This is a genomic window from Klebsiella sp. JN_Kp126 (assembly GCF_033843325.1).
GTDB classification, from domain to species: Bacteria; Pseudomonadota; Gammaproteobacteria; order Enterobacterales; family Enterobacteriaceae; genus Klebsiella; species Klebsiella michiganensis.
In genome coordinates, this window is the sequence record NZ_JAWXQV010000008.1 from 1 (window position 1) to 11,111 (window position 11,111).

General features: G+C 58.3%; 11 protein-coding genes and 1 pseudogene. 11 read left to right on the forward strand and 1 reads right to left on the reverse strand.

Annotation, left to right across the window (positions count from 1 at the left end):
• Positions 1-50: 50 nt before the first annotated feature.
• The 4 genes and pseudogenes from SIK97_RS00465 to SIK97_RS00480 all read left to right on the forward strand — a co-directional run.
• Positions 51-422 (forward strand): annotated as a pseudogene (locus SIK97_RS00465) (recombinase family protein); the annotation flags it as partial.
• A 77-nt stretch (positions 423-499) separates the two neighbouring features.
• A complete protein-coding gene (locus SIK97_RS00470) occupies positions 500-922 on the forward strand; it encodes a hypothetical protein (protein WP_071957398.1) in 423 nt (140 codons plus the stop codon).
• Positions 923-1,320: 398 nt separating this feature from the next.
• A complete protein-coding gene (locus tag SIK97_RS00475) occupies positions 1,321-1,560 on the forward strand; it encodes a hypothetical protein (RefSeq protein WP_049100150.1) in 240 nt (79 codons plus the stop codon).
• Between the two features lie 151 nt (positions 1,561-1,711).
• Complete coding sequence (locus tag SIK97_RS00480; protein ID WP_319610905.1) at positions 1,712-1,879, forward strand: hypothetical protein; 168 nt, start codon at positions 1,712-1,714, stop codon at positions 1,877-1,879.
• 321 nt (positions 1,880-2,200) lie between these two features.
• Here the strand turns inward: SIK97_RS00480 and ftrA are convergent, their stop codons facing one another.
• Complete coding sequence (gene ftrA / locus SIK97_RS00485) at positions 2,201-3,211, reverse strand: transcriptional regulator FtrA (RefSeq protein WP_057174169.1); 1,011 nt, start codon at positions 3,209-3,211, stop codon at positions 2,201-2,203.
• Between the two features lie 67 nt (positions 3,212-3,278).
• Here ftrA and SIK97_RS00490 point away from each other — a divergent pair, with 67 nt between their 5' ends.
• The 7 genes from SIK97_RS00490 to urtE all read left to right on the forward strand — a co-directional run bounded on the left by SIK97_RS00490 (position 3,279) and on the right by urtE (position 10,610).
• Positions 3,279-3,671, forward strand: coding sequence for a rhodanese-like domain-containing protein (locus tag SIK97_RS00490; protein ID WP_004851202.1), 393 nt, complete (start codon positions 3,279-3,281; stop codon positions 3,669-3,671).
• A gap of 149 nt (positions 3,672-3,820) precedes the next feature.
• Positions 3,821-4,924 carry a cobalamin-independent methionine synthase II family protein gene (locus SIK97_RS00495; RefSeq protein ID WP_057174170.1) on the forward strand — a complete coding sequence of 368 codons (1,104 nt, stop codon included), beginning with the start codon at positions 3,821-3,823 and terminating at the stop codon, positions 4,922-4,924.
• Positions 4,925-5,101: 177 nt separating this feature from the next.
• Positions 5,102-6,373: an urea ABC transporter substrate-binding protein gene (urtA, locus tag SIK97_RS00500; protein ID WP_014229499.1), complete on the forward strand. Its 1,272-nt coding sequence runs from the start codon at positions 5,102-5,104 to the stop codon at positions 6,371-6,373.
• An 84-nt stretch (positions 6,374-6,457) separates the two neighbouring features.
• On the forward strand, positions 6,458-8,032 hold the full coding sequence (gene urtB, locus SIK97_RS00505) for an urea ABC transporter permease subunit UrtB (protein ID WP_057174171.1): 1,575 nt from the start codon (positions 6,458-6,460) through the stop codon (positions 8,030-8,032).
• Complete coding sequence (gene urtC / locus SIK97_RS00510; RefSeq protein WP_057174172.1) at positions 8,032-9,105, forward strand: urea ABC transporter permease subunit UrtC; 1,074 nt, start codon at positions 8,032-8,034, stop codon at positions 9,103-9,105. The genes urtB and urtC overlap by 1 nt, the downstream gene beginning before the upstream one ends.
• Positions 9,105-9,902 carry an urea ABC transporter ATP-binding protein UrtD gene (gene urtD, locus SIK97_RS00515; protein ID WP_025105756.1) on the forward strand — a complete coding sequence of 266 codons (798 nt, stop codon included), beginning with the start codon at positions 9,105-9,107 and terminating at the stop codon, positions 9,900-9,902. The genes urtC and urtD overlap by 1 nt, the downstream gene beginning before the upstream one ends.
• Before the next feature lie 9 nt (positions 9,903-9,911).
• On the forward strand, positions 9,912-10,610 hold the full coding sequence (gene urtE, locus SIK97_RS00520; RefSeq protein WP_014229495.1) for an urea ABC transporter ATP-binding subunit UrtE: 699 nt from the start codon (positions 9,912-9,914) through the stop codon (positions 10,608-10,610).
• Positions 10,611-11,111 lie beyond the last annotated feature (501 nt).

Consider the following 11,111-nt stretch of genomic DNA (forward strand, 5'->3'; position numbering starts at 1 on the left):
ATACATGATGAAGCTAGAGAACACCAGTTGCTTTAACTGGTTGGCGCGAGGTCTACAAGCTGGGGCGCCTCGGCCGCAACGTACGCGACCTCATTACGTTGGTATCTGAACTGCAGGAGAGAGGGATTCATTTTCGCAGCCTGACCGATAGCATTGATACCAGTACGCCAGCAGGCCGCTTTTTCTTTCACGTCATGAGCGCGCTGGCGGAAATGGAGCGAGAGCTGATCGTCGAGCGTATTCGAGCCGGTTTAGCCGCAGCGAGGGAGCAGGGGAGAGTCGGTGGCCGTCGCCGGGTAATGACTGAAGAAGTGGTGGAGCGGTGCCGCAGAATGCTGGAGAACGGCGCTACCCGGCAGCAGGTGGCTGATGTGACAGGCGTGGACGTGAAAACAATCTACAAGTACCTCCCGGCGACTTGAAGACAAAGATTTCACTACTTTTCCTGATATGTTACGTTTGGCTTAATCAATTCATTCAGCTTTGAAAACAGTTTGGTTTGTTCGTGAACGGTAAGAAAACAATAAGTTTTGAGCAATTTTTAACTATTAACAGCAATCTTGTTTCCATCTCAGATACATGGGCTGACTTGTGGGCGTTAATTTTTCACACGGGTTTAAGCGCTGGAAGGCTGCTGAATATTCGATATGATGATATTGATGGTGACTTGATACTGATACGAAAACAGGGTCACCTGAAGGAGCTACGTGTTAAATCAACCCCTCCAGTGGAGGCGATGATTGCTCGTAGAAGAGAACGCTATCCAGAAGATGTTTTTTTATTTCAGAGTCATTCTAACCGTGTGAAGTACCAACGCCGGCCGGTCACTATAATTGCTTTCAACGCCGCTTTACGTCTCGCCGCTAGATCATTACCAGACGTTAAAGTAAGTAGTCGTAGCGCGAGAAACATACCGGACTAACCGCCTGTCCAGTAGCGTGTGGCCGATGCGATCGGTGTGGGGGTGAAGACTATTTTCAAATATTTGCCGGTACAATACGGCGGTAAAAAATCCCCTTGAGCAGGCACACTCAAGGGGGAAATACTACATAACATCATTGCTGTGTGCGTCTTTGCGCTCGTCTATCTTCCAAGAATATGCCTAAAGCTTCCAGATATTTCTGGTCTGAGCAGTTAAAACATTGGGTCGGTAGCCGATGTAATAGGGGTAGACGTGAAAACTATCTACAAGTACCTGCCTGCTTCTGAATAATCATTATGTTGCGTCGGTGCGCCTGATCGATAGCTGGAACCTGTATTGATCAGATCTCTCAATGAATCTACTGTATATAAAAACAGTGTTATTGAGAGGTTCAGATCATGCCGCGTCTTTACGAAATCGAAACAGCCTGCCGGGCGGCGATAGTCATCGAGCCTAACGGAAGGCGCACCATCACTACGCGCCGATTCATGGCGGAGCTGGAGCGGTATAACTGGCACTGGTCGCCACGGCAGGCCAATCAGTGGATAGAGCATTACGTGACGACATTCCGGGATGTTTCAACGCAAGAGGGTGATGACCGTACATTCCAGCTGTTCAACCCGAACGGAGGGTTGTGATATGGGCTTTCCGTCTCCAGCAACTGACTATATTGAGCGCAGGATCAGCATTACCAGTCTGTGCAACCTTGGCGCAAATACGCTTGTAGTTGAAACCAGTGACGGCTACGCAGTCATTGATGTGTCCCGGAGGCCGCAGCAGGGAGATACGGTGCTTGTTCGATATGACGGTCGCGCTGAGTTCGCGAAACTGATGGGAAAGGCGCTTATCACGGCTGAAGGTGGGGCGATCGAGGGAGAGGCGCTTGATGACGTGGACGTTTGCGGCGTAGTGACGCATACAATCATCGATCTGATGCGTGATGATTCGCCGGTTTGATGGGGAAAATTGGGGCAGATTTTGGGGCAAAACAACTTTTGGGGCACGATTTGGGGCGGTAAAATGTCTGCATTTGTCCGTATTTGTCCATTTGACGAAAGTTCTATATCATTGAAAAGTTGGTAATTTGTTGATTTTGTAAATCTATTTTTTAGGATGCCATAATAACATGCATATTTCCCAGCATGATTACCTCCATTAGTTTTGCTATGCGCTATGTTGTCCTCATTGAACGGGTTTACGGTTGTTGGATACATCTTAACCCGACTAATCTAAACAAACGATTAACAAATTGCCCGGCGTGACTATTATCCATGTGAATCACTCTCCCTTTTTACCCGCCAGCGCGCTTTTCCTGTACTGCAACGGGCTAAGGGCAAACTGCTGGCGGAAGTGATGGCGCAGGGTGCTGGCATTTGAGAAACCGCAAAGCTCGGCAATCTGCTCAACGCTCAGCCGGCTGTGGGTCAAGTGCTGCGTGGCGCGCTGAAGGCGCTCGTCAAGCAGCCAGCGGGCGGGGGTTTTGCCGGTGGCGTCTTCGAAACGGCGTAAAAACGTGCGCTGCCCCATGCCGGCTCTTTCCGCCAGCGAGGCCACGGTGTGGCCAGCGGCGAGATTCTGGTGCAGGAAATCAAATAATTGCCCCAGCCTCTGGCTCTCCCGTGCTTTGGCCACCGGGCGAACAATCTGCTGCGCCTGCCCGCCGTCGCGATGGGGGGAGACCACTAACCGTCGGGCGACAAGATTCGCCGCTTCGACGCCGAAGTCCTCGCGCACCAGGTGCAAACATAAATCGATACCCGCGGCGCTGCCTGCGGAGGTCATGACGCCTTCGGCGCCGACGTACAGCACGTCATCGATCACCTCAATGCGCGGAAACCGCGCCCGCAGCTGGTCGGTATAGCGCCAGTGGGTGGTCGCCTGGCGGCCGTTCAGCAGCCCGGCCGCGGCCAGAACGAAAACCCCGGAGCAAATAGAAATTATCCGGCAGCCTCGCGCATGGGCGGCGACCAGCGCCTCGCACAGCGCTGGCGGCACGGGGGAGTCAATACCGCGCCAGCCGGGCACCACGATGGTGTCCGCTTCGCCTAACAGCGCCATACCGCCGTCGGTCATGAGCCGAATTCCGCCGGTTGCCCGCAGCTCACCGTCGTCGACGGCGGCCACGGCAAAGCGATACCATCGTTCGCCCATTTCCGGGCGCGGCAGGCCGAAGATCTCTACGGCGACGCCAAATTCAAAGGTACACAGGCCATCGTAGGCGAGGGCAACAACCCGGTGGCGTGACAACGTCACGGATGAGATTGTCAGGATTTCAGCGTTTTCAGTCATGGTTCTCGGCAGATGTCGCGCAGGCGGTTAATTAAAGTAGTGGTATCACAGACAAGGAGAAGATGCCATGAGTGTTGTAACCGCTATTGCCCCCGCCAGTTCTACCGACGCCGCCGCCTGGTTTCGTCATAAGCTAAGCCTCGAGACCGACTGCGCCGATGTCTACAGCGCGATGCGCGAAGGAGAAGTGGATTTTGTTCTGCTGCACGTCGTCGGCAGTGAGGAAACCTTTGCCCGTCGTCATCTCCCGGGCGCCCTGCATTTACCGCACCGACAAATTGATGAAACCAGAATGGCGCAGTGGCCTGATGACACGCTGTTTGTGGTCTACTGCGCCGGGCCGCACTGCAACGGGGCGGACGTCGCCGCCATGAAGCTGGCTCTGCTGGGGCGCCCGGTAAAAATGATGCTCGGCGGCCTGACCGGCTGGGAAGATGAAGGGTTGCCTTTCGCAAAGTGAATTTATTTCATGTGCCATGAAATATTGTCGTTTGCCGATGAAACCTCTGCATGCCAGTATCTGGACATATAGCCATCCAGAAGTCTATAAATTCAAATAATGAACTATCACGGTGGGTAATTAACTTTGCCCGCCGCTAAGGAGACACCATGCAACGTCATCAGGCCCCGTTCCGCGCAGATATTGTCGGCAGCTTTTTACGTCCGGACGCCATCAAACAGGCCCGTCAGCAGCTGGCCGCCGGCACCATCGACGCGCAGCAGCTGCGGCAGATAGAAAATGAGGCGATTCGCGTTCTGGTGCAGCAGCAGTGCGAGTGCGGGCTGCATGTGGTCACCGACGGTGAGTTCCGCCGCGCGTGGTGGCACTTTGATTTCTTTGACGGACTACAGGGCGTTGAGCGCTACGATTCAGAAAAGGGCATTCAGTTCAACGGGGTACAGACCAAAGCGCACGGCGTTCGCGTCACCGGTAAACTGGCCTTTGGCGATCACCCGATGCTGGAAGATTTTCGCTATCTGAAGAGCATCAGCGGCAGCGCTCAGCCGAAGATGACCATTCCCAGCCCGAGCGTGCTGCACTTCCGCGGCGGCCGGAAAGATATCGACGCGACGGTGTATCCGGATCTCGCCGACTATTTCGATGACCTGGCAACCACCTGGCGCGATGCCATTCGCGCCTTCTACGATGCGGGCTGCCGCTATTTACAGCTTGATGACACCGTCTGGGCCTACCTCTGCTCCGATGAGCAGCGACAGCAGGTGCGCGAGCGCGGCGAAGACCCGGATGAGCTGGCGCGCATTTATGCCCGCGTTCTGAATAAGGCCCTGGAAGGGAAGCCGGAGGATCTGACCGTTGGCCTGCACGTGTGTCGCGGTAACTTCCGCTCGACCTGGATCTCCGAGGGCGGCTACGAGCCGGTTGCGGAAGTGCTGTTCGGCGGCGTTAACATCGACGCGTTCTTCCTCGAATATGATAATGACCGTTCCGGCGACTTCGCGCCGCTGCGCTACGTTCGCCCCGGCCATCAGCAGGTGGTACTGGGCCTGATCACCACTAAAAACGGGAAGCTGGAAAACCCGGAAGGGGTGAAGGCTCGACTGCAGGAGGCGGCGCAGTACGTCCCGCTGGCGCAAATTTGCCTCAGCCCGCAGTGCGGTTTTGCTTCCACCGAAGAGGGTAACTCTCTGACCGAAGCCCAGCAGTGGGATAAAGTCCGCCTGGTCACCGGCATCGCCGCGCAGGTCTGGTAATCTCTCCATAGCGCAGCGTTGCACTATTTTAAGGCAACGCTGTGCACCCGCCTTTATTTTCCCCGTATTCTGCCGCGCTTTCAGACGCTTTCACAACCTGGCATCGTTTTTGCCTTATCACTTCCGGTGAGTCGTTAATTCATTTTTTTGTTTTTGCGCTATTCAGGAGTGACACACATGCAGCGTCGAACACTATTAAAAGCTTTTGCTCTCTCCGCCTCTGTTATTAGCATGGGCTTCTCCTTACAGGTTTATGCCGCCGACACCATTAAAGTCGGCATTATGCACTCGCTTTCCGGGACGATGGCGATTTCTGAAACCCCGCTGAAAGATGTCGCCCTGATGGCTATCGATGACATCAACGCTAAAGGCGGCGTGCTGGGTAAAAAACTGGAACCGGTCGTGGTGGATCCGGCATCAAACTGGCCGCTGTTCGCCGAAAAAGCGCGTCAACTGCTAACGCAGGATAAGGTGGCGGCGGTGTTCGGCTGCTGGACCTCCGTATCACGCAAATCGGTTCTGCCGGTATTTGAAGAGCTGAACGGTCTGCTCTTCTACCCGGTACAGTATGAAGGCGAAGAGATGTCGCCGAACGTCTTCTACACCGGCGCGGCGCCAAACCAGCAGGCGATTCCGGCGGTGGAATACCTGCTGAGCGAAGACGGCGGCGGTGCGAAACGCTTCTTCCTGCTCGGTACCGACTACGTCTACCCGCGTACCACCAACAAAATTCTCCGCGCTTTCCTGCACGCCAAAGGCATTCAGGATAAAGACATCGAAGAGGTCTATACCCCGTTCGGCTATAGCGACTATCAGACTATCGTCGCCAATATCAAGAAGTTCTCCGCCGGCGGTAAAACCGCGGTGGTCTCTACCATCAACGGTGATTCCAACGTTCCGTTCTATAAAGAGCTGGCTAATCAGGGGCTGAAAGCGACGGACGTGCCGGTGGTAGCCTTTTCCGTGGGCGAGGAGGAGCTGCGCGGGATTGATACTAAACCGCTGGTGGGCAACCTCGCGGCGTGGAACTACTTCGAGTCCGTCGATAACCCAACCAACAAACAGTTTGTTGCCGACTATCGCGCTTACGCCAAAGCCCACAAGCTGCCAAACGCCGATACCGTGGTAACCAATGACCCGATGGAAGCGACCTGGGTTGGCCTGCACATGTGGGCGCAGGCGGTGACGAAAGCAGGATCGACCGATGTCGACAAGGTGCGTGATGCCATGGCCGGCCAAACCTTCAAGGCGCCGTCAGGCTTTACCCTGACCATGGATGCCACCAACCATCACCTGCACAAGCCGGTAATGATTGGCGAAATCGAAAGCAACGGCCAGTTTAACGTGGTCTGGCAGACCGAAGAGCCGGTACGCGCCCAGCCGTGGAGCCCGTGGATTGCCGGGAATGATAAAAAGCCGGATCACCCGGTTAAAACCGTCAGCAACTAAGCGTTAGACCCTGGCGCTGCGCCGGGGTGAATGATTCAGTCTTCCGGGCCCGAAGCCCGGATTTCCCCGAAAAGGAGAACGACCATGAACGCATTACGCCTCATGTGTTACTTCGCGCTGCTGATGGTCTTGATACCGTGGCGGGCGCAGGCAGCGGACGCCGACGATTTTGTGGCGGCCAATCGCAGCCAGCAGGCTCAGCTGCTGGAACAGTGGGCCGCCGCGCCCGAAGCGCCGCGTTTACCGCTGCTGCGGGCGCTGAAAAGTGAAACATTGCAATCCGATAGCGGCGGTCATGCGTTCAGCAAACAGGGCGACAGCCTGCTGGCGCTGGGCGCGGTTCCGGCGCCCGTCGGCCCAACAAAACCGGTGCGTCTGACCAACCGCCTGCGTAACCTGGCGGCAGGCGCGCTGGCGACGCATCTCCTGGTTAGTGACAACGTCACGGAAAGGGCCGCGGCGGCGAAAACCCTGCAGCGCGAAGCGACGCCTGAGATGGCGGGGCTGTTACAGCAGCGTCTGACGGCGGAAACCGACGGCGCGGTGAAGTCGCAGCTGGAAATTGCGCTGGCCCGTTTACAGCTTGTCAGTCCTCAGCCCGCACTGCGGCTGGCGGCCATCGCGCTGCTCGGCCACTCCGGTGACCCGGAAACCCAGGCGCTGCTGACGCCGTATACCGATGCCCGGCATGAGCCGGACCCGGCGATTCGCGCGGCGGCACAGGAGAGCCTGAGTAAAATCCAGCACCGCCTGCTGCTGGGCGATCTTCTCGGCCAGGCTTTTATGGGCCTCTCCCTCGGTTCTGTCCTGCTGCTCGCCGCGCTCGGTCTGGCCATCACCTACGGTCTGCTCGGGGTGATCAATATGGCCCACGGCGAGATGCTGATGATTGGCGCCTACAGCTGCTGGCTGGTTCAGCAGGCGCTGGCGCAGCTGGCGCCGCAGTGGCTGGCCTTCTATCCGCTGATTGCGCTGCCGGTGGCGTTCCTGATCACCGGCGGTATCGGTATGGCGCTGGAACGCACCGTGATCCGTCATCTGTACGGGCGCCCGCTTGAGACGCTGCTCGCCACATGGGGGATCAGCCTGATGCTGATCCAGCTGGTACGGATGCTGTTTGGCGCGCAGAACGTTGAGGTCGCCAATCCGGCATGGCTCTCCGGCGGCGTGCAGGTTCTGCCGAATCTCATCCTGCCGTGGAACCGTCTGGCGGTACTGGTTTTCGTGCTGCTGGTGCTGCTCTTTACCTGGCTGACGCTGAACAAGACCCGGCTAGGGATGAACGTGCGGGCGGTGACGCAAAACCGCGCGATGGCGGCCTGCTGCGGCGTGCCGACCGGACGGGTCGATATGCTGGCGTTTGGCCTCGGTTCGGGGATCGCGGGGCTGGGCGGCGTCGCGCTGTCGCAGCTCGGTAACGTCGGGCCGGAGCTGGGCCAGGGCTACATTATCGACTCCTTCCTCGTGGTGGTGCTCGGCGGCGTTGGTCAGCTGGCGGGCAGCGTGGCGGCGGCGTTTGGTCTTGGCATCTTTAACAAAATCCTTGAACCGCAGATGGGAGCCGTGCTGGGTAAGATCCTGATTCTGGTCTTGATTATCCTGTTTATCCAGAAACGTCCCCAGGGACTGTTCGCCCTCAAAGGGAGGGTTATTGACTGATGAGCCAACCTATTACCTTAACGCTGGCGCGCAAAGCGCCGCTCCCGCTGCGCTGGTTCGGCGTGCTGCTACTGCTGGGCCTGCTGAGTATGCCGTTTCTGGCGCTGCTGCCCGCCACGCATCCGCTGGCGGTCTCCACCTGGCTGCTGACGCTGACCGGCAAGATCCTCTGCTACGCCATTGTCGCCGTGGCGCTGGATTTGGTCTGGGGCTATGCCGGGATGCTCTCGCTTGGCCATGGGATCTTTTTTGCCCTCGGCGGCTACGCCATGGGCATGTACCTGATGCGCCAGGCGGCGGGCGACGGATTGCCGGCCTTTATGTCGTTTTTGTCGTGGAGCGAGCTGCCGTGGTTCTGGTGGGGCACCCAGCATTTCGCCTGGGCTATGCTGCTGGTGGTGCTGGTGCCCGGCCTGCTGGCGCTGGTTTTCGGCTGGTTTGCCTTCCGCTCGAAAATCAAAGGCGTCTATTTTTCGATTATGACCCAGGCGCTCACCTACGCCGGGATGCTGCTGTTTTTCCGTAACGAAACCGGCTTTGGCGGTAACAACGGTTTTACCGGCTTTACCACGCTGCTCGGTTTCTCCGTCACCGCCATCAGCACGCGGGCGGCGCTGTTTATGGCCACGGTACTGCTGCTGTTGCTCACCCTGTGGATTGGCTATTTGCTGGCGCAAAGCAAGTTTGGCCGCGTGCTGACGGCGGTGCGCGATGCTGAAAACCGCCTGATGTTCTGCGGCTACGACCCGCGCGGCTTTAAGCTGCTGGTATGGACCCTTTCAGCCGTACTGTGCGGCCTGGCGGGGGCGCTGTACGTGCCGCAGGTCGGGATCATCAACCCCAGCGAAATGTCGCCGACCAACTCTATCGAAGCGGCCATCTGGGTGGCGCTCGGCGGTCGCGGAACCTTAATCGGCCCGGTGCTCGGCGCGGGGCTGGTCAACGGCGCGAAAAGCTACTTTACCGTGGCGATGCCGGAGTACTGGCAGCTCTTTCTGGGGCTGATTTTTATTATCGTGACGCTGTTTTTACCGCGTGGCGTTATCGGCCTGCTGCGTAAAGGAGATCGCTGATGCCATTGGATGAAGAGCTATTTACCCGCCAGCTGCCGACGGACCGTTTTCGCGAGCAGACCGATCCGGTACTGCAGCTGGAAGAGATTAACGTCAACTTTGACGGTTTTCAGGCGTTGACCAACCTGTCGCTGCAGATTGGCGTGGGCGAGCTACGCTGCGTGATTGGGCCGAACGGCGCCGGTAAAACTACCCTGATGGACGTCATCACCGGCAAAACCCGGCCGCAGAGCGGCAGGGCGCTTTACGATCAGTCGGTGGACTTAACAACCCTCGATCCCATCGCCATCGCCCGCCAGGGCATCGGGCGCAAGTTTCAGAAACCGACGGTCTTTGAGGCGCTGACGGTGGCAGAGAATCTCGAACTGGCAATGAAAGGTGATAAATCGGTGTGGGCCAGCCTGCGGGCGCGCCTGAACAGCGAGCAGGCCGACCGAATCAGCGAAACCCTGCGCCTGCTGCGGCTGGAGGGCGAACGCTATCGGCCGGCGGGGCTGCTGTCGCACGGGCAAAAGCAGTTTCTGGAAATCGGCATGCTGCTGGTGCAGGAGCCGCATCTGCTGCTGCTGGACGAACCCGCCGCCGGGATGACCGATGCGGAGACAGAATATACCGCCGAGCTGTTCCGCACCCTTGCCGGGCAGCATTCGCTGATGGTGGTCGAGCATGATATGGGCTTTGTCGAGACCATCGCCGACAGGGTGACGGTGCTGCATCAAGGACAGGTGCTGGCGGAGGGGTCGCTGCGCGAGGTGCAGGCCAACGAACAGGTGATTGAAGTTTATCTCGGACGCTAAGGAGCGCGGATGTTACAGGTTAATCAACTACATCAATATTATGGCGGCAGCCATATCCTGCGTGGAGTGGATTTTGCCGCTCGCCAGGGCGAGATCACCTGCCTGCTCGGGCGCAACGGGGTGGGAAAAACCACCTTGCTGAAGTGCCTGATGGGGCTGATCCCGGCGCGCAGCGGCGAGGTGCTGTGGCAGGAGAAGAATATCACCCACCGTAAACCGCACCAGCGGGTGCAGTCGGGGATCGCCTACGTGCCCCAGGGGCGGGAGATTTTTCCGCGCCTGACGGTTGAGGAGAATCTGCTGATGGGGCTGTCCCGCTTTCCCGCCCGCGACGCGCGCGCGGTACCGGAAGAGATTTATCAGCTGTTTCCGGTACTGAAAACCATGAAGCAGCGGCGCGGGGGCGATCTTTCCGGCGGGCAACAGCAGCAGCTGGCCATTGGCCGCGCGCTGGCCAGCCGTCCGCAGCTGTTGATTCTTGATGAACCGACGGAGGGCATTCAGCCGTCGGTGATTAAGGAGATTGGCGAGGTGATTCGCCAGCTGGCGAACCGCGGGGATATGGCGATTCTGCTGGTCGAGCAGTTTTATGATTTTGCCGCCGGTCTGGCGGATCGCTATCTGGTGATGTCGCGCGGCGCGATTATCCAGCAGGGCAACGGCGGCGATATGGAAGCCGAAGGCGTCCGCGGGATGGTCACCATTTAACTCGCCCCGGATGGCGGCCTCCCCCGGCTCGCGCTGCGCTTAGCCGGGCTACAGGTATACAGCAGTCTGCTGGCCCGTAGCCCGGGCAAGGCGCTTGCGCCGCCCCCGGGGAGATCGCCACAGGCCGCATTGGATATGATTTCCCGGAGGCGATGCTGCGCATCTGTCCGGGCTACCGCTCGCACACGGCGATGGACCCGTAGCCCGGGCAAGGCGCTTTGCGCCGCCCCCGGGGAGATCGCCATAGTCCGCACTAGATATGGTTTCCCGGAGGCGATGCTGCGCATCTGTCCGGGCTACCGCTCGCAGACGGCGATGGACCCGTAGCCCGGGCAAGGCGCTTTGCGCCGCCCCCGGGGAGATCGCCATAGTCCGCACTAGATATGGTTTCCCGGAGGCGATGCTGCGCATCTGTCCGCGCTACCGCTCGCAGACGGCGATGAACCCGTAGATACTGTGAACGCCTGCAACCATTTTTAGTTGCCGATACTTTCTCCGGCT